The organism is Pseudomonas sp. QC2, from assembly GCF_002859085.1.
Classification (GTDB): domain Bacteria; phylum Pseudomonadota; class Gammaproteobacteria; order Pseudomonadales; family Pseudomonadaceae; genus Aquipseudomonas; species Aquipseudomonas petroselini.
The window spans coordinates 235666-259202 of the sequence record NZ_PKKS01000002.1 but is presented as its reverse complement, the minus strand read 5'-3'; the positions used below and the strand labels follow the sequence as shown (position 1 = coordinate 259202).

25 protein-coding genes and 1 pseudogene are annotated in these 23537 nt (G+C 60.8%); 20 read left to right on the top strand and 6 right to left on the bottom strand.

The features are described from left to right. The 8 genes from QCBJ_RS01415 (at nt 1) to QCBJ_RS01380 (ending at nt 8630) form a co-directional block, all read left to right on the top strand. The gene (locus QCBJ_RS01415; protein ID WP_046033857.1) at nt 1-702 is read left to right on the top strand and encodes an SPOR domain-containing protein; all 702 of its coding nucleotides are present in this window, start codon (nt 1-3) and stop codon (nt 700-702) included. Between the two features lie 257 nt (nt 703-959). Continuing rightward, nucleotides 960-1490, top strand: a complete 531-nt coding sequence (hslV, locus tag QCBJ_RS01410; RefSeq protein WP_003171209.1) for an ATP-dependent protease subunit HslV — start codon at nt 960-962, stop codon at nt 1488-1490. A gap of 37 nt (nt 1491-1527) precedes the next feature. After that, nucleotides 1528-2865, top strand: coding sequence for an ATP-dependent protease ATPase subunit HslU (gene hslU / locus QCBJ_RS01405; protein ID WP_012721807.1), 1338 nt, complete (start codon nt 1528-1530; stop codon nt 2863-2865). Nucleotides 2866-3013: 148 nt separating this feature from the next. Continuing rightward, entirely contained in the window at nt 3014-3391 is a 378-nt protein-coding gene (locus tag QCBJ_RS01400; RefSeq protein ID WP_102059976.1) for a gamma-butyrobetaine hydroxylase-like domain-containing protein, read from the top strand. A 249-nt stretch (nt 3392-3640) separates the two neighbouring features. Further along, nucleotides 3641-5320 (top strand): class II poly(R)-hydroxyalkanoic acid synthase, encoded by a 1680-nt coding sequence (gene phaC, locus QCBJ_RS01395; RefSeq protein ID WP_012721805.1) that lies wholly within the window; start codon nt 3641-3643, stop codon nt 5318-5320. 42 nt (nt 5321-5362) lie between these two features. Then, nucleotides 5363-6208: a poly(3-hydroxyalkanoate) depolymerase gene (gene phaZ / locus QCBJ_RS01390; RefSeq protein WP_016979176.1), complete on the top strand. Its 846-nt coding sequence runs from the start codon at nt 5363-5365 to the stop codon at nt 6206-6208. A gap of 88 nt (nt 6209-6296) precedes the next feature. Further along, complete coding sequence (gene phaC / locus QCBJ_RS01385; protein ID WP_102059975.1) at nt 6297-7979, top strand: class II poly(R)-hydroxyalkanoic acid synthase; 1683 nt, start codon at nt 6297-6299, stop codon at nt 7977-7979. A 27-nt stretch (nt 7980-8006) separates the two neighbouring features. Further along, on the top strand, nt 8007-8630 hold the full coding sequence (locus QCBJ_RS01380) for a TetR/AcrR family transcriptional regulator (RefSeq protein WP_012721802.1): 624 nt from the start codon (nt 8007-8009) through the stop codon (nt 8628-8630). Nucleotides 8631-8678: 48 nt separating this feature from the next. On the opposite strand, the gene QCBJ_RS01375 is transcribed toward QCBJ_RS01380, so the two are convergent. The 3 genes from QCBJ_RS01375 to QCBJ_RS01365 all read right to left on the bottom strand — a co-directional run bounded on the left by QCBJ_RS01375 (nt 8679) and on the right by QCBJ_RS01365 (nt 10466). Continuing rightward, nucleotides 8679-9650, bottom strand: coding sequence for a phasin family protein (locus tag QCBJ_RS01375; RefSeq protein ID WP_102059974.1), 972 nt, complete (start codon nt 9648-9650; stop codon nt 8679-8681). A 12-nt stretch (nt 9651-9662) separates the two neighbouring features. Then, nucleotides 9663-10085, bottom strand: a complete 423-nt coding sequence (locus QCBJ_RS01370) for a phasin family protein (protein ID WP_046034008.1) — start codon at nt 10083-10085, stop codon at nt 9663-9665. Between the two features lie 105 nt (nt 10086-10190). Further along, complete coding sequence (locus QCBJ_RS01365; RefSeq protein WP_012721799.1) at nt 10191-10466, bottom strand: polyhydroxyalkanoic acid system family protein; 276 nt, start codon at nt 10464-10466, stop codon at nt 10191-10193. A 144-nt stretch (nt 10467-10610) separates the two neighbouring features. On the opposite strand from QCBJ_RS01365, the gene ubiE reads away from it, so the two are divergent. The 12 genes and pseudogenes from ubiE to QCBJ_RS01310 all read left to right on the top strand — a co-directional run bounded on the left by ubiE (nt 10611) and on the right by QCBJ_RS01310 (nt 20644). Further along, the gene (gene ubiE / locus QCBJ_RS01360; RefSeq protein WP_003171186.1) at nt 10611-11381 is read left to right on the top strand and encodes a bifunctional demethylmenaquinone methyltransferase/2-methoxy-6-polyprenyl-1,4-benzoquinol methylase UbiE; all 771 of its coding nucleotides are present in this window, start codon (nt 10611-10613) and stop codon (nt 11379-11381) included. After that, nucleotides 11381-12004, top strand: a complete 624-nt coding sequence (locus tag QCBJ_RS01355) for an SCP2 domain-containing protein (protein ID WP_012721798.1) — start codon at nt 11381-11383, stop codon at nt 12002-12004. Before ubiE ends, QCBJ_RS01355 begins: the two co-directional genes overlap by 1 nt. After that, nucleotides 12001-13605 (top strand): ubiquinone biosynthesis regulatory protein kinase UbiB, encoded by a 1605-nt coding sequence (ubiB, locus tag QCBJ_RS01350; RefSeq protein WP_012721797.1) that lies wholly within the window; start codon nt 12001-12003, stop codon nt 13603-13605. Before QCBJ_RS01355 ends, ubiB begins: the two co-directional genes overlap by 4 nt. Before the next feature lie 41 nt (nt 13606-13646). Continuing rightward, the gene (hisI, locus tag QCBJ_RS01345) at nt 13647-14039 is read left to right on the top strand and encodes a phosphoribosyl-AMP cyclohydrolase (RefSeq protein ID WP_012721796.1); all 393 of its coding nucleotides are present in this window, start codon (nt 13647-13649) and stop codon (nt 14037-14039) included. A gap of 2 nt (nt 14040-14041) precedes the next feature. Beyond that, nucleotides 14042-14374, top strand: a complete 333-nt coding sequence (locus QCBJ_RS01340; RefSeq protein WP_003209299.1) for a phosphoribosyl-ATP diphosphatase — start codon at nt 14042-14044, stop codon at nt 14372-14374. Between the two features lie 25 nt (nt 14375-14399). Further along, nucleotides 14400-14678, top strand: a complete 279-nt coding sequence (locus tag QCBJ_RS01335) for a twin-arginine translocase TatA/TatE family subunit (protein WP_012721795.1) — start codon at nt 14400-14402, stop codon at nt 14676-14678. A 10-nt stretch (nt 14679-14688) separates the two neighbouring features. Beyond that, a complete protein-coding gene (gene tatB / locus QCBJ_RS01330; protein ID WP_012721794.1) occupies nt 14689-15093 on the top strand; it encodes a Sec-independent protein translocase protein TatB in 405 nt (134 codons plus the stop codon). Continuing rightward, nucleotides 15090-15881, top strand: coding sequence for a twin-arginine translocase subunit TatC (tatC, locus tag QCBJ_RS01325; protein ID WP_012721793.1), 792 nt, complete (start codon nt 15090-15092; stop codon nt 15879-15881). The genes tatB and tatC overlap by 4 nt, the downstream gene beginning before the upstream one ends. Beyond that, entirely contained in the window at nt 15878-16585 is a 708-nt protein-coding gene (locus QCBJ_RS01320; RefSeq protein WP_102059973.1) for a 16S rRNA (uracil(1498)-N(3))-methyltransferase, read from the top strand. The genes tatC and QCBJ_RS01320 overlap by 4 nt, the downstream gene beginning before the upstream one ends. Nucleotides 16586-16692: 107 nt before the next feature. Beyond that, nucleotides 16693-17703: pseudogene (locus QCBJ_RS30615) on the top strand (methyl-accepting chemotaxis protein); the annotation flags it as partial. Nucleotides 17704-17736: 33 nt separating this feature from the next. Next, entirely contained in the window at nt 17737-18609 is an 873-nt protein-coding gene (locus QCBJ_RS30610; protein WP_370636884.1) for a methyl-accepting chemotaxis protein, read from the top strand. Between the two features lie 127 nt (nt 18610-18736). Next, on the top strand, nt 18737-20644 hold the full coding sequence (locus QCBJ_RS01310) for a methyl-accepting chemotaxis protein (RefSeq protein WP_102059971.1): 1908 nt from the start codon (nt 18737-18739) through the stop codon (nt 20642-20644). Nucleotides 20645-20837: 193 nt separating this feature from the next. Here the strand turns inward: QCBJ_RS01310 and QCBJ_RS01305 are convergent, their stop codons facing one another. From QCBJ_RS01305 to QCBJ_RS01295, 3 genes are read right to left on the bottom strand one after another with little or no spacing between them, the layout of a single operon-like run. Then, nucleotides 20838-21572, bottom strand: a complete 735-nt coding sequence (locus tag QCBJ_RS01305; RefSeq protein ID WP_032890203.1) for an amino acid ABC transporter ATP-binding protein — start codon at nt 21570-21572, stop codon at nt 20838-20840. Continuing rightward, entirely contained in the window at nt 21565-22524 is a 960-nt protein-coding gene (locus QCBJ_RS01300; RefSeq protein WP_012721788.1) for an amino acid ABC transporter permease, read from the bottom strand. Before QCBJ_RS01300 ends, QCBJ_RS01305 begins: the two co-directional genes overlap by 8 nt. Nucleotides 22525-22561: 37 nt before the next feature. Beyond that, the gene (locus QCBJ_RS01295; protein WP_046034015.1) at nt 22562-23359 is read right to left on the bottom strand and encodes a transporter substrate-binding domain-containing protein; all 798 of its coding nucleotides are present in this window, start codon (nt 23357-23359) and stop codon (nt 22562-22564) included. Between the last annotated feature and the right edge of the window lie 178 nt (nt 23360-23537).

Genomic DNA, 23537 nt, shown 5'->3' with positions numbered 1-23537 from the left:
TTGGCTGCCAAGAAAAAACCTGCACCCAAGCGCGGCGCCAGCCGCTACCAGGCCCCAGCGAAAAAGCCGATCCCGGGCTGGTTGTGGATGGCGATCGGCCTCACGGTCGGCGCGTTTGTCGTGTTTCTGATGAAGCTGGACCCCGGCCAGGGTGACGACGTCAAACGCGTCAAACAGGAGCAGCAGAAAGCCACCAAAATGGCCGAAGCCAACAAGACCGCACCAAGCCCGACGGCACCGGTGAAGCCGAAGTACGACTTCTACACGCTGCTGCCGGAATCGGAAGTGATCGTGCCGCCTGACGCCGTTCCGGAGAAAACCCTGCCGACACCGCAAGTGCCGACCACACCGGTGACCCCGGCGGAAGCGGCAAAAATCGACACCGCGCGTGCCCAGGCCGCACTGGCCGGGATTACGCCGCCGCCAGCCCCGCCGGTAGCAGAGACCAAGGCCGCACCGGTGACCAAGTTCTTCCTGCAGGCGGGCTCGTTCCCGAAACAGGCGGACGCGGATCGCGTGCGGGCGCAGATCATTCTGCTGGGCCAGACGGTGACAGTAGAGTCCGGCACAGTGAAGGAGGCGACGTGGTATCGCGTGCTGGTGGGGCCGTTCAGCAACCGTGAACAACTGACTGTGGCGCAGAAACAATTGGCCGGCGCCGGGTTTAGCAACCTGTTGTTACAACAACGCCAGAGCCGCTGACCTTCAGCCAACCTGGATCAAATGTGGGAGGGGGCTTGCCCCCGATAGCAGTAGATCAGTCAACATTTTCGGTGACTGACACACTGCCATCGGGGGCAAGCCCCCTCCCACATTTGGTTTTACACCGCTCTGGAATGGGTGTCAGACCAATAAACACCACTCGTCCGCCATAAACCCCTACAGTTGAAATCCCCCCCACCACCCCCATATCAGTTTCCATCAGGGCATTTTCGCCCCGCTGCGTGGAGACTCTCCCCTTGACCACCATCGTTTCAGTACGTCGCCACGGCAAAGTCGTCATGGGCGGCGACGGCCAGGTTTCCCTGGGTAATACCGTGATGAAAGGCAACGCCAAGAAAGTGCGTCGCCTGTACCACGGCCAGGTTCTCGCGGGCTTTGCCGGCGCTACCGCCGACGCCTTCACCCTCTTCGAGCGCTTCGAAGGCCAGCTGGAAAAACACCAGGGCCACCTCGTGCGTGCCGCCGTCGAACTCGCCAAAGAATGGCGCACCGACCGCTCCCTCAGCCGCCTGGAAGCCATGCTGGCCGTCGCCAACAAAGACGCTTCCCTGATCATCACCGGTAACGGCGATGTGGTTGAGCCTGAACATGGCCTGATCGCCATGGGTTCCGGCGGTGGCTACGCCCAAGCCGCAGCCAGCGCACTGTTGAAGAAAACCGACCTGTCGGCCCGCGAAATCGTCGAGACCGCCCTGGGCATCGCCGGTGATATCTGCGTGTTCACCAACCACAACCAGACCATTGAGGAGCAGGACCTCGCCGAGTAAGCCGTAGGCTTATTCGCGCTTGAGGCCGCCAAACACTATGTCCATGACTCCCCGCGAAATCGTCCATGAACTCAACCGCCATATCATCGGCCAGGACGATGCCAAGCGCGCCGTTGCCATTGCGCTGCGTAACCGCTGGCGCCGGATGCAACTGCCCGAAGAACTGCGCGTTGAAGTAACGCCGAAGAACATCCTGATGATCGGCCCGACCGGCGTCGGTAAAACCGAAATCGCCCGTCGCCTGGCCAAGCTGGCCAACGCGCCGTTCATCAAGGTCGAAGCCACCAAGTTCACCGAAGTGGGCTACGTCGGCCGCGACGTCGAGTCGATCATTCGTGACCTCGCCGACGCCGCCTTGAAGCTGCTGCGCGAACAGGAAATGACCAAGGTCAGCCACCGCGCCGAAGACGCCGCCGAAGAACGCATCCTCGATGCCCTGCTGCCACCGGCCCGCATGGGCTTCAACGAAGACGCCGCGCCGGCCTCGGATTCCAATACCCGCCAGCTGTTCCGCAAGCGTCTGCGTGAAGGCCAGCTGGACGACAAGGAAATCGAGATCGAAGTCGCAGAAGTCTCCGGCGTCGACATCTCTGCGCCGCCTGGCATGGAAGAAATGACCAGCCAGTTGCAGAACCTGTTCGCCAACATGGGCAAGGGCAAGAAGAAAAGCCGCAAGCTCAAGGTGAAGGAAGCGCTGAAACTGGTGCGCGACGAAGAAGCCGGGCGCCTGGTGAATGAGGAAGAACTCAAGGCCAAGGCCCTGGAGGCGGTCGAGCAGCACGGCATCGTGTTTATCGACGAGATCGACAAGGTCGCCAAGCGCGGTAACTCGGGCGGCGTGGACGTGTCCCGTGAAGGCGTACAGCGCGACCTGCTGCCGCTGATCGAAGGCTGCACCGTGAACACCAAGCTGGGCATGGTCAAGACCGACCACATCTTGTTCATCGCCTCCGGTGCGTTCCACCTGAGCAAGCCAAGCGACCTGGTGCCGGAGCTGCAAGGTCGCCTGCCGATTCGCGTGGAGCTCAAGGCGCTGACCCCGGGCGATTTCGAACGCATCCTCAGCGAGCCGCATGCGTCGCTCACTGAGCAGTACCGTGAGCTGCTGAAAACCGAAGGCCTGGGTATCGAGTTCCAACCGGACGGCATCAAGCGCCTGGCGGAGATCGCCTGGCAGGTCAACGAGAAGACCGAGAACATCGGTGCGCGTCGCCTGCACACCTTGCTGGAGCGCTTGCTGGAGGAAGTGTCCTTCAGCGCCGGTGACCTGGCAGGTGCGCAGAATGGCGAAGTGATCAAGATCGACGCGGATTACGTCAACAGCCACTTGGGCGAATTGGCGCAGAACGAAGACTTGTCGCGCTACATTCTGTAAGCCTCACACAGAATCGCTTCGCTTCAATGTGGGAGGGGGCTTGCCCCCGATAGCGGTTTGTCAGACAGATATATGCTGACTGACACACTGCTATCGGGGGCAAGCCCCCTCCCACATGTTGAAGCCGGTTTCTTCAGGATCACTACCTATGTCCAAATTCCCCACCGCGGTAAACCTGCACAAAACCTCCAACACCCTCGGCCTCACCTACGGGCCCGACGAGGTGTATCAACTGCCTGCCGAACTGCTGCGCACCCACTCGCCTTCCGCCGAGGTCCAGGGCCACGGTAAACCCATCCTGCAATTCGGCAAGCTCAACGTCCGGTTGACCAAGATCGAACCGGCCGGCCAGTACGCACTGAAATTGACCTTCGACGACGGGCATGACAGCGGACTGTTCACCTGGGACTACCTCTACCAGTTGGCCGTGCGTCAGGATGCACTGTGGGCTGATTATCTCGCCGAGCTCAAAGCGGCCGGCAAAACCCGCGACCCGAACGAGTCGGTCGTGCGCCTGATGCTCTAGCCCAGGCCTCTTGCTCATTAGTGGGCATTTTCTAATCGCTTCTGCTTGAATGCCCTGTCGCGTGACCAAAGATTGGTCCGCTTGCGAAAAAAATTAAACTCGGGTAACCAATGGAGCTGGCAAGTTCCCTGCATTTGACGATGCGGTATCAACGGTCACCCGAGTCGCAGTACCAGGCTTGTGTTGTGTATCGAAACTTCGTACGCAGCGGTACCCGGTACTCGTCTTTCGGACAATGGAGCGTCGTAGATGAGTAACAAGAACAACGATGACTTGAAACGCCAGGCCTCGGAAAACACCCTGGGGCTTAACCCGATCATCGCGTTACGCAAAAAGGATTTATTGGCGTCGGCGAAGATGGTGCTGACCCAAGCCATCAAGCAACCGTTGCACAGCGTCAAGCACGTCGCGCATTTTGGCGTCGAGTTGAAGAACGTGATGTTCGGCAAATCCCAACTGACCCCCGAAAGCGACGACCGCCGCTTCCACGACCCGGCCTGGAGCCAGAACCCGCTCTACAAACGGTATTTGCAAACCTACCTGGCGTGGCGCAAGGAACTGCACGACTGGATCGGCGACAGCAACCTGTCGGAACAGGACATCAGCCGCGGCCACTTCGTGATCAACCTGATGACCGAAGCCATGGCCCCCACCAACAGCGCGGCCAACCCGGCGGCGGTCAAACGCTTCTTCGAGACCGGCGGCAAGAGCCTGCTCGATGGCCTGTCCCACCTGGCCAAGGACATGGTGCACAACGGCGGTATGCCGAGCCAGGTCAACATGGGCGCCTTTGAAGTGGGCAAGACCCTGGGCACCACCGAAGGCGCGGTGGTGTTTCGCAATGACGTACTGGAGCTGATCCAGTACAAGCCGATCACCGAACAGGTGCACGAACGCCCGCTGCTGGTGGTGCCGCCGCAGATCAACAAATTCTATGTCTTCGACCTGAGCCCGGAGAAGAGCCTGGCGCGCTTCTGCCTGCGCAATGGCCAACAGACGTTTATCGTCAGCTGGCGCAACCCGACCAAGGCCCAGCGCGAGTGGGGCCTGTCGACCTATATCGAAGCGCTGAAGGAAGCGGTCGACGTGGTCACGGCGATTACCGGCAGCAAAGACGTGAATATGCTCGGCGCCTGCTCCGGCGGCATCACCTGCACTGCCCTGCTGGGCCACTACGCCGCGCTGGGGGAGAAGAAGGTCAACGCCCTGACCCTGCTGGTGAGCGTGCTGGACACCACCCTGGACACCCAGGTGGCGCTGTTCGTCGATGAGCAGACCCTGGAAGCAGCCAAGCGCCACTCCTACCAGGCCGGCGTGCTGGAAGGCCGCGACATGGCCAAGGTGTTTGCCTGGATGCGCCCCAATGACCTGATCTGGAACTACTGGGTCAATAACTACCTGCTGGGCAACGAGCCGCCGGTGTTCGACATCCTGTTCTGGAACAACGACACCACACGCCTGCCGGCCGCCTTCCACGGCGACCTGATCGAATTGTTCAAAAATAACCCACTGGTGCGCGCCAACGCCCTGGAAGTGTGCGGCACGCCTATCGACCTCAAGCAGGTCACCGCCGATATCTACTCACTGGCCGGCACCAACGACCACATCACGCCGTGGCAGTCCTGCTACAAGTCGGCACAGCTGTTTGGTGGCAAGGTCGAGTTCGTGCTGTCCAGCAGTGGGCATATCCAGAGCATCCTCAACCCACCGGGCAACCCCAAGGCGCGCTACCAGACCAGCGACAGCCTGGCGGGCAAGCCGCTTGAGTGGCAGGAGAATGCGACCAAGCACACGGATTCGTGGTGGCTGCACTGGCAAGTGTGGCAGGCGGAGCGGGCGGGCAAGATGAAGAAGGCACCCACAAGCCTGGGTAACAAAACCTACACCGCAGCGGAAGCCGCCCCAGGCACCTACGTACACGAACGCTAAATTGAAATGCATTCCGGCTGTAACACTTCACAGGGCTTGAGCATGCCGCAACCGTTCATCTTCCGTACCATCGACCTGGATGGCCAGACCATCCGCACGGCGGTACGCCCGGGCAAGCCTCACTTGACGCCGTTGCTGATCTTCAATGGCATCGGCGCCAACCTTGAGTTGGTGTTTCCGTTCGTCCAGGCGCTGGACCCGGACCTGGAAGTGATCGCCTTCGACGTGCCCGGCGTGGGCGGTTCATCCACACCGAACCGGCCGTACCGTTTTCCCGGCCTGGCCAAACTCACCGCACGCATGCTCGACTACCTGGACTATGGCCAGGTCAATGCGGTGGGCGTGTCGTGGGGCGGCGCATTGGCACAACAATTTGCCTACGACTACCCGGAGCGCTGCAAAAAGCTGATCCTCGCAGCCACGGCGGCGGGTGCGGTGATGGTGCCGGGCAAGCCCAAAGTGCTGTGGCTGATGGCCAGCCCACGCCGTTACATCCAACCGTCCCACGTGGTGCGCATTGCGCCGATGATCTACGGCGGTTCGTTCCGCCGTGATTCGAAACTGGCCGCCGAGCACGCGAGCAAAGTGCGCTCGGCGGGCAAACTGGGCTACTACTGGCAGCTGTTCGCCGGGTTGGGCTGGACCAGCATCCATTGGCTGCACAAGATCCGCCAACCGACGCTGGTGCTGGCGGGAGACGACGACCCGCTGATCCCACTGATCAACATGCGCATGCTCGCCTGGCGCATCCCCAATGCACAGTTGCACATCATCGATGACGGCCACCTGTTCCTGATTACCCGGGCCGAAGCCGTTGCACCGATCATCATGAAGTTTCTCGAGGAGGAGCGCATGCGCGCGGTGATTCACCCGCGACCGGCAGTGTAAGGACCACACTGCCGCGCAACTTGCCGAGAACCGACTATGGTTCTGAATTGGCGTGCCTGTTGATGGCTTGACGAAGGAGTGTTGGCTCATGCGAGAAAGACCCGTGACGAACCCGGCGCCCACCCCTGCCGCGTTCATCAATGCGCAAAATGCAATCACCGGCCTGCGGGGTCGGGATTTGCTGTCGACCCTGCGCAGCGTTGCCGCCCATGGTTTGCGAAACCCGGTGCATACCGCCCGTCACGCCCTGGCGCTGGGCGGTCAACTGGGTCGCGTCCTGCTGGGGGAGACGGTGCATGAACCCAACCCTCACGACAGCCGCTTCATTGACCCGACGTGGAAGCTCAACCCGTTCTACCGACGCAGCCTGCAAGCGTATTTGGCCTGGCAGAAACAGACCCGTCACTGGATCGATGACAGCACGCTGAGTGCCGATGACCGCGCCCGTGCGAACTTTGCTTTCTCGCTGTTCAACGATGCGGTCTCGCCCTCCAATACCCTGCTCAACCCGCTGGCCGTCAAGGAGCTGCTCAACTCCGGCGGCAACAGCGTGGTGCGTGGCGTGAGCAACCTGTTCGACGACCTGCTGCACAACAACGGCCTGCCGCGGCAGGTCAGCAAGCAGGCCTTTGAAGTCGGCAAAACCGTGGCCACCACGCCCGGCTCAGTGGTGTTTCGCAATGAGCTGCTGGAGCTGATCCAGTACAAGCCCATGAGCGAAAAACAGTACGCCAAGCCCCTGCTGATCGTGCCGCCGCAAATCAACAAGTACTACATTTTCGACCTGAGCCCGGCCAACAGTTTTGTGCAATACGCCCTGAAAAACCGCCTGCAGACGTTCATGGTCAGCTGGCGCAATCCGGATGTGCGGCATCGCGAATGGGGCCTCTCCACTTACGTGGCGGCGCTGGAAGAAGCGCTCAACGTCTGCCGTGCCATCACTGGCGCCCGCGAAGTCAACCTGATGGGCGCCTGCGCCGGCGGCCTGACCATTGCCGCCCTGCAAGGCCACCTGCAAGCCAAACGCCAACTGCGGCGGATCTCCAGCGCCAGCTACCTGGTGAGCCTGCTGGACAGCCAGATCGACAGCCCCGCCACGCTGTTCGCCGATGAGCAAACCCTGGAAGCCGCCAAGCGCCGCTCCTATCAGCAAGGCGTGCTCGACGGCCGCGACATGGCCAAGGTGTTCGCCTGGATGCGCCCCAACGACCTGATCTGGAACTACTGGATCAACAACTACCTGCTGGGCAAGGAACCGCCGGCCTTCGACATCCTGTACTGGAACAACGACAACACGCGCCTGCCTGCCGCGCTGCATGGTGACCTGCTGGACTTCTTCAAGCACAACCCGCTCAGCCACCCCGGTGGGCTGGAGGTGTGCGGTACACCCATCGACCTGCAAAAGGTCACGGTAGACAGCTTCAGCGTGGCCGGGATCAACGACCACATCACGCCATGGGACGCGGTGTATCGCTCTACCCAATTGCTCGGCGGTGAGCGGCGCTTCGTGCTGTCCAACAGCGGGCATATCCAGAGCATTCTCAACCCACCGGGCAACCCCAAGGCCAACTACGTCGAGAGCCCCAAGCTGAGCAGCGACCCGCGTGCCTGGTACTACGACGCCAACCACGTCGAAGGCAGTTGGTGGCCGCAGTGGCTGGAGTGGATCCAGCAGCGCTCAGGCGTACAACGCGAAACCCTCACCGCCCTGGGCAACCAGAATTACCCACCGATGGAAGCGGCGCCGGGCACCTATGTGCGGGTGCGCTGAGCTCAACGATCACATTAAGAAGACTGGATGAAGACGCGCGACCGTATCCTTGAATGTGCCCTGCAGTTGTTCAACCAGAAGGGCGAGCCGAACGTGTCGACCATGGAGGTGGCCAATGAAATGGGGATCAGCCCCGGCAACCTCTACTACCACTTCCATGGCAAGGAGCCACTGGTGCTCGGGCTATTCGAGCGGTTCCAGAATGAGCTGGCGCCCTTGCTCGACCCGCCGGCGGATGCCCAACTGGAAGCCGAGGATTACTGGCTGTTCCTGCACCTGATCGTCGAGCGCATGGCCCATTACCGGTTTCTGTTTCAAGACCTGTCGAATCTGGCGGGGCGCCTGCCGAAATTGGCCAAGGGCATTCGCAACCTGCTGACGGCACTCAAACGTACGCTGGCGTCATTGCTCGCGCGGTTGAAGGCGGCGGGCCAGTTGGTCAGCGGCACCCAGGCGTTGGGGCAGTTGGTGGAGCAGATCACCCTGACCCTGCTGTTTTCCCTGGATTACCAGCGGATCCTTGATCGCGAAGGTGAGGTGCAGGTGGTGGTCTACCAGATCATGATGCTGGTAGCGCCGCACTTGCTGCCACCGGCGCGGCAGGCAACCGAGAAGTTCGCGCTGAAATACCTTGATGACCCCCACACATAAAAAATGCCCGACCTTTGCAGGCCGGGCATTTTTTGTGCCCTGAAAAGATCAGGACTGACTGGATGACGTCGGGGTTGCCGGCGTTGCAGTCGGGGTCACAGCAGCAGGGGCCGGTGCGGACACCGAGTTGGCTGTGGAAGCGGTTGGCGCAGTAGCAGGCTTGGCCGCAACAGCAGGCTTCGGTGCTGCTGGTTTTTTCGCTACGGCAGGCTTCTTCGCGGCGGCAGGTTTTGCCGCTGGTTTGGCTGCGGCAGGCTTGGCCGCCGGCTTCGCGGCGACTGGCTTGGCTGCAGGTTTCGCAGCGGCCGGTTTGGCAGCGGGTTTTGCAGCGGCGGTTTTGGCCGCAGGCTTGGCGGCAGGTTTTGCTGCTGCCTTGGCTGCGGGTTTAGCGGCAGGCTTGGCAGCCGCTTTAGCCGCTACCGGTTTAGCAGCAGGCTTGGCGGCCGGCTTAGCGGCTGCGGTTTTGGCCGCTGGCTTGGCTGCTGGCTTAGCGGCAGCTTTGGCGGCGGGCTTGGCGGCTGCTTTTACCAGAGGCTTGGCGGCAGCTTTTGCAGCCGGTTTGGCAGCGGCCGTTTTAGCGGCAGGCTTGGCAGCCGGTTTGGCCGCTGCGGTTTTCGCCGGAGCCACTTTGGCGCCGGTGAGTTTTTCAATTTGCTTGGTCAGGGTATCAACCTTGCTGTGCAACGTTTTCAATTCAGCTTTGCTCGGCACGCCCAGTCGCGAAATAGCACTGTTGAGGCGTTTGTCGAAAGTCTCTTCCAACTTGCCCCACGTGTCAGAAATGCTCGACTTGGCGGAACCGGCAGTTGCCTTGGCGGCTTCAACTTTTTTACCAACCGTGGTTTTGGTCAGTTTCTCGGCCTTTTCGCCGTCCTTGACCAAAGTCTCGAAGTATTTGCCACCGTCACTGCTAACCTTCGAGTACACGCCTAAACCAGCAAGCCAGATCTTACGGGAATATTTTTCAACTTCCCCGACCCACGAGCTGCCTTCTTTCTGAGTAGTCTTTTTAACAGCCATCCCGATGTCTCCTTAGTGTTTACGCGCGACACGTTCGAGCAATGCCGTCAGCTCTTCGAGCTTAGCAGAGAGTGTCTCCACGTCATGTTTAGACGCAATGCCGATTCGATTCAAGGCACTTGCAACACGAGTATCAAAAGCTTTTTCAACTTTATCCAGCTGAACTTCTACCAGACCTTTGACAGAGGAGACATTACTCTTTACTTGGTCAATCTGACTGTTGGCGGCCTCAAGTTGTTCAACTGCAACTTTTTTACCTTTACTTTCAACATGTTGGCCCGACTTAACCAGCTCTTTAAAGTACTCGCTGCCCTCGCTTCCGACCTTGGCGTAGGCACCGAGTCCTGCCAGCCAGATCTTGCGGGCGTAGGATTTAACGTCACTCAGGGCAGTGGTCTGGGCGTCGATTTTTTTCTTCAGGATAACTTTGGCCATGGTGCACCTCACGCAAAATAGGGGGGAGGAACGGCCCACAGGAGTTGAGGGCTTGGGCACAAAGTAGGCTGGAAAATTAGAATCGGCACCCTAAGAACAATCGGATCAAACCAGCGCCTTATCCAGGGCCTTCTCGATTTCGGACTTGATGGTGCCACTCATGGCCGACATCAACAGCCCCAGTTCCACATCAATGCGCAGCGAATCATCGGCGACTAATACCGTGCCTTTAACCCCCGAACGCTTGAGGTTCAAGGTATCGCCGGACCACGAAGGCTCCAGGCCATATTGCTCCTTGAGTTTGAGCGCCAACTTATCGGCCTTTGCCCGTGCGCCTTCTTTACCCAGGGAATGTGCACGCTCAACGGTTATACGGGCCATTGCAATGACTCCTCTTTATAGGGACTTGGATACCTTCGATGCGGCAAAAGGTCTCGGTGACCGCCCATCTTACCTTCAGCCTTGCCAAGACAAAGCAGGCCTTGGGGATTATCATGTCCCGCATTCTCTTTTGGTGACAGCGATATGACTGATCAGCGCAAAGGCAGCGATGCCGAACCCACCACTCACTTCGGCTTCAAGAACGTCCCGGAAAGCCAGAAAGCGGAAAAAGTCGCTGAGGTGTTTCACTCCGTAGCGGCCAAGTACGACCTGATGAACGATGTGCTCTCCGGCGGCATGCACCGCCTGTGGAAGCGCTTCACCATCGAGCTGTCGGGTGTACGCACCGGCAACCGCGTATTGGATATCGCCGGCGGTACGGGCGACCTGGCGGCCAAATTCTCCAAGCTCGTGGGTCCGACCGGCCAAGTGGTATTGGCGGACATCAACGGCTCGATGCTCAAGGTCGGTCGTGACCGCCTGCTCGACAAGGGCGTGGCCGGCAATATCGAATTTGTCCAGGCCGATGCGGAAAAGCTGCCGTTCCCCGACAACCACTTCGATTGCGTGACCATCGCTTTCGGCCTGCGCAACGTGACCCACAAGGAAGACGCGATCCGCTCGATGCTGCGCGTGCTCAAGCCGGGCGGCCGCCTGTTGGTGCTGGAGTTCTCCAAGCCGACCAACGCGCTGATGTCCAAGGTCTACGACACCTACTCCTTCGCCTTCATGCCGTTGATGGGCAAGCTGATCACCAATGACGCCGAGAGCTATCGCTACCTGGCCGAATCGATCCGTATGCACCCCGATCAGGAAACCCTGAAGTCGATGATGGTAGAGGCCGGTTTCGACCGCGTGACCTACCACAACATGACCTCGGGCATCGTGGCCCTGCACCGCGGCATCAAGCCCTGATGCTGCTCAAAGGCCTCCTCGCCAGCGTCGAACACGGCCTCAACCGTGTGCTGCGCCTGGACAGCACCGCCCTGGCGCGGCTTGCGCATTTGAACGGCAAGGTCATCGCCGTCGACTGCAGCAGCCCCGCCTTGCAACTGTTTATCCTGCCCAGCGATGAAGGCCTGCTGCTCGCGACCCAATGGGCTGCCGAGGCTGATTGCACCCTGCGTGCGCCGGCGTCCAGCCTGTTGCACCTGGCGCTGAGCCGCAACAAAACCGCGATCCTCCACGGCACTGAAGTGCATTTGGAAGGTGACAGCTCGGTGCTGATGGACCTGGCCGCCGTGCTGCAGGACCTGGAGCTGGACTGGGAATACGAGCTGTCGCGCTGGATCGGCCCCGTCGCCACCCAGTTGATCAGCGGGCACCTGCGCAGCCGCTCGCGTTGGTACCAGCAGGGGTTCGCCAGCCTCAACCAGAACCTCGCCGAATACCTGAGCGAAGAATCGCGCACCCTGGTCGGAGAACGTGAAGCGCAAGCGCGCTTTCGTGAACTCGACAAGGCCAAAATCGACCTGGAACGCCTCGAGGCCCGCTTCGAGCGCCTGAGCCGTTCCCTTGATCCAAGCGATAACGCATGAAGCTGCTCGCCGTCCGCCGTTTGTTTCGTATCCAGCGCGTCGTAATCCGCTACCGCCTCGATGACCTGCTGTTCGCCCTGCCTCTGCCGTGGTTCCTGCTCGCTGTACGTTATGTACTGCCGTGGCGCTGGTTCCCGCGCAAACAGCTGGAGCTGAGCCGTGGCGCGCGCCTGCGCCTGGCGTTGCAGGACCTGGGGCCGATCTTCATCAAGTTCGGTCAGATCCTCTCGACCCGCCGCGACCTGCTGCCCGAAGACATCGCCGACGAGCTGATGCTGTTGCAGGACCGCGTGCCGCCGTTCGATTCCCAGCAATCGATGAAGCTCATCGAAGAACAGCTGGGCAAGAAGATCAGCGAGGTGTTCAGCCGCTTCGACGTCGACCCGCTAGCCTCTGCTTCGGTCGCACAAGTGCACGCGGCGCAGCTCAAGACCGGCGAAGAAGTGGTGGTGAAGGTGATCCGCCCCGGCCTCAAGCCGATCATTGGCCAGGACTTGGCGTGGCTGTTTATTCTCGCCCGCGCTGCCGAGCGTTTCTCGGCCGATGCGCGCCTGCTGCACCCGGTGGATGTGGTCGCCGACTACGAAAAAACCATCTACGACGAACTCGACCTGCTGCGCGAAGCCGCGAATGCCAGCCAACTCAAGCGCAACTTCGAAGGCTCGCCGCTGCTGTACGTGCCGCAAGTGTATTGGGATTGGTGCCGCCCCAAAGTGCTGGTGATGGAGCGCATCTACGGCGTGCAGGTCACCGACCTCGCGACGCTGGCCGACCAGCGTACCGATATGAAGATGCTCGCCGAGCGTGGCGTGGAGATTTTCTTCACCCAAGTGTTCCGCGACAGTTTCTTCCACGCCGACATGCACCCGGGCAATATCTTCGTCAGCACCGTCAACCCGTGGAGCCCGCAGTACATCGCGATCGACTGCGGCATCGTCGGCAGCCTGACGCCGGAAGACCAGGACTACCTGGCCCGCAACCTGTTCGCCTTCTTCAAGCGCGACTACCGCCGCGTGGCGCAATTGCACATCGATTCGGGCTGGGTGCCGGCTGAGACCAAGCTCAACGAATTCGAAGCGGCGATCCGCACCGTGTGCGAGCCGATCTTTGAAAAACCGTTAAAAGATATTTCCTTCGGCCAGGTCTTGATGCGCCTGTTCCAGACCGCGCGGCGCTTCAATATGGAAGTGCAGCCACAGTTGGTGCTGTTGCAGAAAACCCTGCTCAACATCGAAGGCCTGGGCCGCCAGCTGTACCCGGACCTCGACCTGTGGAATACCGCCCAGCCGTTCCTCGAACGCTGGATGCGCGAGCGGATGAGCCCGAAAACCGTGCTGGGCAACCTGCACAGCCAGATGGAACAACTGCCGCACTTGGCCAACATGACCCGCGACCTGTTGGAGCGCATGTCCCAGCCCCACGCCAAGGACCCGGCGCCACCCTGGAAGAAGCGCAAGGACGACTGGTTCCTGCGCCTGCTGGGCGCTGCGCACCTGGTCGGCGGGGTGATGCTGGCCATCGGTGGTCCGCTGAACCAACTGGGCCACTGGCCGGCTGGCATCATGGTCGCCGTGGGTGTTTATCTGATCGTGCGTCGATAGCCAATCCGGTTATACACTGTCGCAAATTGCCGGAGCCGAACATGAAAGACTGGCTGGACGAGATCAAGTGGGACAGTGACGGCCTGGTGCCGGCCATTGCCCAGGACTACAAGACCGGGCGCGTGCTGATGATGGCCTGGATGAACCGCGAGGCCCTGAGCCTCACTGCCACTGAGCAGCGCGCCATCTACTGGTCACGCTCGCGTGGCAAACTGTGGCGCAAGGGCGAAGAGTCCGGGCACGTGCAAACCCTGCACGAGATGCGCATCGACTGCGACGCCGACGTGGTGATCCTCAAGGTCGAGCAGATCGGCGACATCGCCTGCCACACCGGCCGTCACAGCTGTTTCTATCGCGTGTTCGAGAACGGCGAATGGAAAGTCGTGGAGCCGGTGCTCAAAGACCCGCACGCCATCTACTCGGCAGGACACTGAACATGAGCGATACCCTGAACCGTGTGGCCCAGGTGCTGGAAGACCGCAAAGGCGCGGACGCTGACAGCTCCTACGTCGCCAGCCTGTACCACAAGGGCTTGAACAAGATCCTGGAAAAACTCGGCGAAGAATCCGTCGAGACGATCATCGCCGCCAAGGACGCGCAAATCAGCGGCGACTGCAGCGATGTGATCTACGAAACCGCCGACTTGTGGTTCCACAGCCTGGTCATGCTCGCCCAACTGGGGCAGCATCCACAGGCAGTGCTGGATGAACTGGACCGTCGCTTCGGCTTGTCCGGGCATGCCGAAAAGGCTTCGCGCCCGTCCGCTTGAATAACGTTGACTGAGGAATTGCAGCATGGGCATTTTTGACTGGAAACACTGGATCGTCATTCTGGTGGTCGTGGTACTGGTATTCGGCACCAAGAAACTCAAGAACCTCGGCACCGACGTCGGCGAGTCGATCAAGGGCTTCCGTAAAGCCATGAACGACGACGAAAAACCGGCCGACCCGGTGGTCAATCCCGTACCGCCGGCCCAGCCTGTGCACCCGCAGGCCACCCAGCCGATCACCGAGCGTCGTACCTTCGACGTGCAGGCTGAAAAAGTCGAAGAGCCGACCCGCAAAGACTCGTGAGCACTGACTAATGTTTGGTATCAGCTTCTCTGAACTGCTGCTCGTCGGCCTGGTAGCCCTGCTGGTACTGGGGCCGGAACGCCTGCCCGGTGCGGCACGCACGGCCGGCCTGTGGATCGGGCGCCTGAAACGCAGTTTCAACGCCATCAAACAGGAAGTTGAAAGGGAAATCGGCGCCGACGAAATCCGCCGGCAACTGCACAACGAACATATTCTGTCGTTGGAGCAGGAAGCCCGGAAGATTCTGTCACCCGTGCAGGAACCCGCCAAACCGGTGGAGCCGGTGGCTGACAACACCATCGCGCCAACCGTAGAGGCCGCTCCCGTGCAGCCCACCGCGCCAACCGAGCCTGCGCCGACGCCTGCCGCGTCGCCCGCGCCCCATGACCCCACATTGCCGCCGCGAGCCCCATGAGCGCTGATAAACCGGAAAACGACCAGCATATGCCGCTGGTCTCGCACCTCACCGAGCTGCGTACCCGCCTGCTGCGTTGCGTAGCGGCCATCTTCATCATCTTTGCCGGGTTATTCGCCTTTACCCAGCAGATCTACACCTTCGTCTCCACGCCGCTGCGCCAGTACCTGCCGGCCGGCGCGACGATGATCGCCACCGATGTGTCATCACCGTTCCTGACGCCGTTGAAGCTGACCATGATGGTCTCGCTGTTCCTGGCGATCCCGGTGATCCTGCATCAGATCTGGGGCTTTATCGCACCGGGCCTCTACAAGCATGAGAAGCGCATCGCGGTGCCGTTGCTGGTGTCGAGCATCCTGCTGTTCTACACCGGCATGGCGTTCGCCTACTTCCTGGTGTTCCCGTTGATCTTCAAATTTTTCGCCGCCGCCACCCCGGCCGGCGTGGAAATGATGACCGACATCACCAGCTACCTCGACTTCGTGATGACGCTGTTCTTCGCCTTTGGCGTGGCCTTCGAAATCCCGGTGGCCGTGGTGTTGCTGGTGTGGATCGGCGTGGTCAACGTGCAATACCTGAAGAAGATCCGCCCCTACGTGATCATCGGCTGCTTCGTGGTCGGTATGATCCTCACCCCGCCGGATATTTTCTCCCAGACCCTGCTGGCCGTGCCGATGTGGATGCTGTTCGAGATTGGCATCCTGTTCAGCAGCTTGATCACCAAGCGCGGCGAACACCCGGATGACCAAACCGCCGACGACGACCAGCCGCCAGCGACCCAGCCGTGAACCTGCTGCTGCTGGAAGAGGCCGACTTTATCGCGGCCGACCGTGTGGTGCTGCGTGATCGGCGCCTGGTGCACATGCAGGAAGTCCACCGCGCCGTCGTAGGCGACAGCCTGCGTGTCGGGCGCATCGGCGGGTTGATGGGCAATGCACAACTGGTGCGCCTGGAAGCCCGCGAAGCCGACCTGCAAGTGAGCTTCGACCAACCTCCACCGGCCAAACTGCCGCTGACGCTGCTGCTGGCCCTGCCGCGCCCGAAAATGCTGCGCCGGGTGCTGCAGACCGTGGCCGCCATGGGCGTGCCCAAGGTGGTGCTGGTCAACAGCTACCGGGTCGAGAAGAGCTTCTGGCAAACCCCGTTCCTGGAGCCCGAGGCGATTCGCGAGCAATTGATCCTCGGCTTGGAACAGGCCCGGGACACGGTGTTACCCGAGATTGTTATCGAAAAGCGCTTCAAACCCTTCGTCGAAGACCGCCTGCCGGCCATGACCGAAGGCACCCTGGGCCTGATCGGTCACCCAGGCGATTACCCGGCGTGCCCACGTGGGCTGGATGAGCCGGTGACCCTGGCGATCGGGCCTGAGGGCGGCTGGATTCCCTACGAAGTGGACCTGCTGACCCAAGCAGGGCTGCAGCCGGTGCAACTCGGTGCACGCATCCTACGGGTCGAAACGGCCGTCACCGCCCTGCTCGCCCGGCTCTTCTAACCAGAAACCTGGCAAACGACGCAGCTCCCCTGTGTCACTACAGATTCCTGCGTATCTGCCGATAACCCGTGAATAAGTCCAAGCCTTGTTCCACGGGAGTTTGCAGTATGTATCGTTGGTTAGCCGAAAAGCTGGGGAATGTCAGCGTCAAAACCAAACTTGGCGTGGGCTTCGGCCTGGTATTACTGCTGACGCTAATGATCACCTTCACCGGCTGGACCGGGCTCTCAGGCGTGATCAGTCGCGGGGACAAACTGGGTTATATCGCCAGCCTCAACGACCTGAGCAAGGACCTGCGCATTGCTCGCTTGGACTTCGAAATGCGCCGTGGCGAACAGGGGCCGGCAGCCGTCAATGAGCTGCTTGGCAAGCTGGAAGGCGGCCTGAAAACCGCGCGCACACTGATTGAGCAGCCCGCTGATATTGCCCTGATCGATGATCAACTGGCAGGGGTCGACCAGTACAAACGGGCATTTGATGCCATGGTCCAGGCCGGAGCCAATCGCGAAAACGCACGTAGCAAATTGGGCGATACCGCTGACAACGCGGTACTCAAGATAAACGAAGTCGAAAAATCCCTGCTGCAAGGTGACAGCGTCAGCCAGTTCAACAGCGTTGTCGATGTGAGCAAATTGATCCAGCAAGCCCGCTTTCAGGTGCGCGGCTATACCTACAGCGGCAAGGTCGAAGCAGAGCAGCCCGCGCTGGACGCCATCGACAATGCCCTGAAAAAAATCGCCAGCCTCACGGGCCAAATCCCTGAACAATATTCGACCAACCTGCAACAGGCCAGCGTGTCACTGCAAGCCTATCGCGCAGCGGTCAGCCAATACCGCGACTCTCAGGTTGCCAGCGCTGCAGCGATGAAAATCATGGGCGTGCAGGGCGACATACTGCTGGACCGCAGTAACAAGCTGACCACCTCGCAAACGGTGGTGCGTGACGCCGATGCGGCAAACGCCAAGCAACTGTTGCTGTTGGCCACCGTACTGGCGCTGATCTTCGGCCTCGTCGCCGCCTGGGCCATCACCCGTCAGATCATCATCCCGCTCAACCAGACACTCCAGGTGGCCGAGCGCGTGGCCTCGGGTGACCTGAGCCACAACCTGACCTCTCTACGCCAGGACGAACTGGGTCAACTGCAACGCGCCATGCAAAGCATGACCGTCGGCCTGCGTGAGCTGATCGGTGGCATCAGCGACGGCGTCACCCAAATCGCCAGCGCCGCTGAACAGCTGTCCGCCGTGACCGAGCAAACCAGCGCCGGGGTCAACAGCCAGAAAGTCGAGACCGACCAGGTCGCCACCGCCATGAACGAAATGGCCGCCACCGTGCAAGAAGTGGCGCGCAACGCCGAGGAAGCCTCCGAAGCTGCCGTGGCCGCTGACCAGCAGGCCCGTGAAGGCGACAAAGTGGTCGGCGAAGCCATCGCCCAGATCGAACGCTTGGCCACCGAAGTGGGCAACTCCACGGCGGCCATGGGCGACCTGAAGCGCGAAAGCGACAAAATCGGCAGCGTGCTCGACGTGATCAAGTCCGTGGCCCAGCAAACCAACCTGCTGGCCCTCAACGCCGCGATTGAAGCCGCACGTGCCGGCGAAGCCGGGCGAGGTTTCGCCGTGGTGGCGGACGAGGTACGCAGCCTGGCCCAGCGCACACAGAAGTCCACCGAAGAGATCGAAGAGCTGATCGTCGGCCTGCAAAACGGCACCCAACAGGTCGCAAGCATCATGGACAACAGCCGTGGCCTGACCGACAGCAGCGTCGAGCTGACCCGCCGTGCCGGTAGCGCCCTGGCGAACATCACCCGTACGGTCTCGACCATCCAGGCGATGAATTCGCAGATCGCCACGGCGGCCGAGCAGCAAAGCGCGGTGGCCGAGGAGATCAACCGCAGTGTGTTGAACGTGCGCGATGTGTCGGAACAAACCTCTTCGGCCAGCGAAGAAACCGCAGCCTCCAGCGCTGAGCTGGCGCGCCTGGGTATCTACCTGCAAACCCTGGTCGGGCGCTTCCGTATCTGACGGTTCTTACGGCGGCGGCCGGTCGAGGCCGCCGCAACTTGTGAAAATTCCTACACAGTTATCAGCCCTCCATCACTCCGAATCGAATTAGCGTGTCTACGCGCTTTATCAGATTTGGAGGTTCACCATGTTTCCTCGGCTGACCCGCTTGCTGGTCAACGCCAGCGTCCGACTCAAACTTGCCCTGGGGTTCGGCCAGGTGCTGGTCCTCAGCCTCGCCATCGCCATGACCGGCTGGCAAGCCTTGAATGCGGTGCTTTTCCGCTCAAGCAACTTGATCGTGCTGGGCCAACTGGCCGCTGTCGCAGAGGCCATGCGCGCCGATCGTATCGTGTACCGCACCCTGACAGACGCCACCAGCCTGGGCAAAATGACCCTGCAGATTGGAACAATCGACCAGCACCTCGACTACTTGCAAGACCACCTCAAAGATCCGGCCGACTTGCAGAGCCTGCAGGAAGCGAGACGCCTGGTGGCCGGTTTCAAAGCCGTACTCGTGGAGCTGGCGCCGCTGATCGAACGACGCGAAAACATCCACCCCCTGCTGCAAAAGGCCACACTCCAGGCCGGCGATACACTCGCTCAGTTGGCCAGTGAACTGCCCGACCAGCAGGATCAGCAGGCACTCGATGCCATCGAGAACCTGCGTCAAACCATAGAGCAGGCGGAGGAGCGTGCCCGCAGCCCTGCCTGGGCCGCGGAATCATTACAGGCCTATGCAGAAACGCTCGGCAAGGCGCTCGACACCCTGGCCATCGCTCAAGCCGCTGTCACGCGACTGCCGGTAGACTCGACGTTGCTTGAAACCGACCTGGCGGATTATCGCGCGCAGCTACTGATGCTCAAGGACGCTCAAGTCACCACCGAAACCGCGCAAAACCGCTTCGAGCAACAGCTCAACCAGTTACTCGAGCAAACCGAACGGGTGAGCCAGAGCCAGATCGTCAAGCGTGACAGCGAGGCGGAACACACCCGCATGTTGCTTGTCAGCGTCACGGTTGCCGCCCTGTTGCTGGGGGCGTTGGCGGCCTGGTGGATCGCCCGCCAAATCGCGCTGCCGCTGCACCAAGCCTTGGCAGCCGCCAACCGCATTGCCGAGGGCAACCTGAGCGACAGTGGGGTGGTGGAACGTCGGGATGAGTTGGGCCAGTTGCAGCAAAGCATCGGGCAAATGGCGCGCAACCTGCGCGGCCTGATCAGCGGTATTGGCGACAGCGCCCGACAAATCGCCAGTGCCGCCACACAGCTGTCCACTGTCTCCGAGCAGACCCGCGCCGGGCTCAGCAACCAAAAGGACGAAACCGATCAGGTGGCCACCGCCATGAACGAAATGCTCGCCACCGCCCAGGAGGTCGCCCGGCACGCCGAGCAGGCGTCTATCGCGGCCAATGAAGCGGACCAACAGGCCAGCGCCGGTGACAAGGTGGTTGCACAAGCCATTGAGGAGATCGGCCATCTGGCCAGTGAAATGGCCCTGTCCAGCCGCGCCATGCTGGCACTGCAGCAGGAGAGCCAAAAAATCGGCAGTGTGCTGGACGTGATCAAGTCCGTGTCCCAGCAAACCAACCTGTTGGCGCTGAACGCGGCCATCGAAGCCGCACGCGCGGGCAATGCCGGTGAAGGGTTTGCGGTGGTAGCCGATGAAGTACGCAGCCTGGCGCAACGCACCCAGGAATCGGCCGAAGAAATCGAAGGGCTGATCAGCGGCCTGCACGCCGGTACACAACAGGTCGCCGACATCATGGACAGCAGCCGCCACCTGACCGACCACAGCGTCGGCCTGACCCGCGACGCCGGCGACGCACTGGCGGCGATTGCCCGGACGGTATCGATCATCCAGGAAATGAACCCGCAGATTGCCGCCGCCGCCGAACAACAAAGCGCCGTGGCCGAGGAGATCAATCGCAGTGTGTTGAAGGTACGGGATGTTTCCGAACAAACCGCAGCCGCCAGCGAGGAAACGGCGGCGGCGAGCGTTCAGTTGACGAGATTGAGCCTTGACCTGCAGACACTGGTCGGCAAATTCAGGCTCTGAGACTCACCACATGTGTGGCGACGGGCTTGTTGTGGCGAGCGAGCTTGCTCGCGCTGGGCTGCGAAGCGGCCCTAAAAACCTGCCACTGCGATTTGGCTTAAAAACGCGGATGGGTTTATGGGGGCCGCTACGCGGCCCAGCGCGAGCAAGCTCGCTCACTGCAGGTCAACTTTTAGCGCTCTGGAAGTGTTTACTACAGGACCTGGCGCAGGAACGCCTGGGCGCGAGGGTCTTTCGGTGAGTCGAAGAACTCGGCCGGGGCCGCATCTTCCAGCAACTTGCCATGATCGAAGAACAGCACGCGGTCCGCCACTTCACGGGCAAAGCCCATTTCGTGGGTCACACAGACCATGGTCATGCCCTCCAAGGCGAGCGTCTTCATCACGTCCAGCACTTCGCCGACCATTTCCGGGTCGAGGGCCGAGGTGGGCTCATCAAACAGCATCACCTTGGGCTCCATGGCCAACGCCCGGGCAATCGCGACTCGTTGCTGTTGGCCGCCGGACAAGCGTGAGGGGAACTCATTGGCCTTCTGTGCAATGCCGACCTTCTCCAGCAGCGCCAGGGCCTTGGCCTCGCGCTCCTGCTTGCCGCGCTTGCGCACGACTTTCTGCGCCAGGCACAGGTTTTCCAGCACGGTCATGTGCGGAAACAGGTTGAAGTGCTGGAACACCATGCCGACTTCGCGGCGGTAGGCGTTCACGTCGGTCTTCGGGTCGGCCAGTTGCAAACCGTCGATGCTCACCGAGCCGGAGTCGAACTCCTCCAGGCCGTTGAGGCAACGCAGGAACGTGGACTTGCCGGAGCCGGACGGGCCGATCACCACCAGCACTTCGCCCTTGGCCACCTGGGTGGTCACATGGTCCACCGCACGGACCACATGGCCACGGGTGTCGAAGACTTTTACCAGATCGCGGACTTCAATCACTTTGCGCGAGCCTCCGCTCAAGCCGGCTGGCCATTTTCGACAGCGGCAGGTTGATCAGCAGGTACAGGCCTGCCACGCAGAACAGGATTTCAAACGGCGAAAATGAAGTGGTGATCACTTCACGGCCACTCTTGAGCAATTCGGTAATCGCGATCACCGACACCAGGGACGTGTCCTTGACCAGGCTGATAAATTGCCCGGCCAGCGGTGGCAGCACGCGCTTGAACGCCTGCGGCAGTACCACATGGCGCATCGACTGGCTGGCACTCAGGCCCAGGGAGCGCGCGGCTTCGTTCTGGCCACGGGTAATGGACTGCACACCGGCGCGGACGATTTCAGCCACATAGGCACCGGTAAACAGCGACAGCGCCGCAATCCCGGCGAATTCCCGGGACAGGTTGAGCACCGTACCGATAAAGAAATAGAAGATGAAGATCTGCACCAACAGCGGCGTACCGCGCACCAGCTCGACGTAGATCGTCGACAGATCACGCAAGGTCGGGTTGCTGGACAAGCGGCACAAGCCGGTCGCCAGACCAATCGCCAGGCCGAGGATTCCGGACACCACCGATAACCATAGCGTGGTCCACAAGCCCCACATCAATGGCCCCAACGCCCAATGCCGGGTCACGCCCACCACATCGCCTTCGGCGACATCGTCACCGCGCGCCACTTGCAGGCTGTTGTCGGCAACAGTCAGTTTTTGCTCGGTGCCGGCGTCGTTGCGCAAGGTCACTTCGGCGACGTCGCCTTTGCGGACCAGCTCGACAACCGTGGAGATGTCAGCGGCGCGTTGGGACTCTTCAGCCTGGTAGGCGAAGTACTGCGGTACGCGGTTCCAGCGCCATTCGTAGGACATCAGCGAGGTGGCGTAGTACAGCGCACCGGCCAGGCCAACCAGCACGACCACAGTCAGCAGGTGCCAGGGCCATTGGGCTTTTTTCTGTTTCATTTACTCAGTATCCAAAAGAGTCGGGCGCGCGCCAGCCTTATTCCATGTCCTTGAGCCACTCGGAGCTCTTGAACCACTTGTCATGGATGCGATCGTAGGTGCCGTCGTTGCGGATCTGGTGCAGGAAGTTGTTGATGAAGTTGATGCTGTCGTAGTCGCCTTTCTTCAGGCCAAACGCCAGGGGTTCGAAGGTGAAGGGTTCTTCCAGGAACACCAGCTTGCCATTGCCGACCTTTTTCTCGGCAACCACGTTGTACGGCGCGTCATACACAAAGGCATCGGCCTTGCCGTTGACCACGTCCAGCACGCCTTCCTGCTCGTTGTCGTAGCCGTGGTACTTGGCTTTGGAGATCAACTTTTTGGCGACCATCTCACCGGTGGTGCCCAGCTTGGAAGTCAGGCGGTATTTCTCATCGTTCAAGTCTTTGTAGGACTTGATGGTGCCTTCCAGTTCCTTGCGGATCAGCAGGGTCTGGCCGACCACAATGAAGGGTTCGCTGAAGTTCAGGCGCAGGTTGCGTTCCTGAGTCAGGGTCATGCCGCTGCCGATCATGTCGAACTTGCCGGTCAGGAAGGCGGGGATAATGCCGTCGTAGCCGGTGGATACCAGCTCCAGCTTGACCCCCATGGACTTGGCCATGGCCTTGAGGATGTCGACTTCGAAGCCGATGATTTCACCGCGCTTGTCTGTCATTTCGAACGGCATGTAGGTCGGGTCCATGCCGACTTTCAGCGTGCCGCGCTTGACCGCATCATCGATCGCACCCGCCTGGGCCGCAGTGGCCGCGACCAGTGCGGTGACGCCGAGCAGCAGCATCGAAAGATACTTTTTCATCATCAAGTCCCCTGAACGATTCTTGTAAGGTCGGCGCGCAAAAGGGCTGCACCATTTCGGGGTGCGATCCTAACCCACTCGTTGCTCGTCACAAAGGTTTCACGGCTATTTGTTATCGGCATATGTCGGAAAAGCCCCACATCGGTGCGGCAAAGCTCAGGGGCAGACACTTACGCAG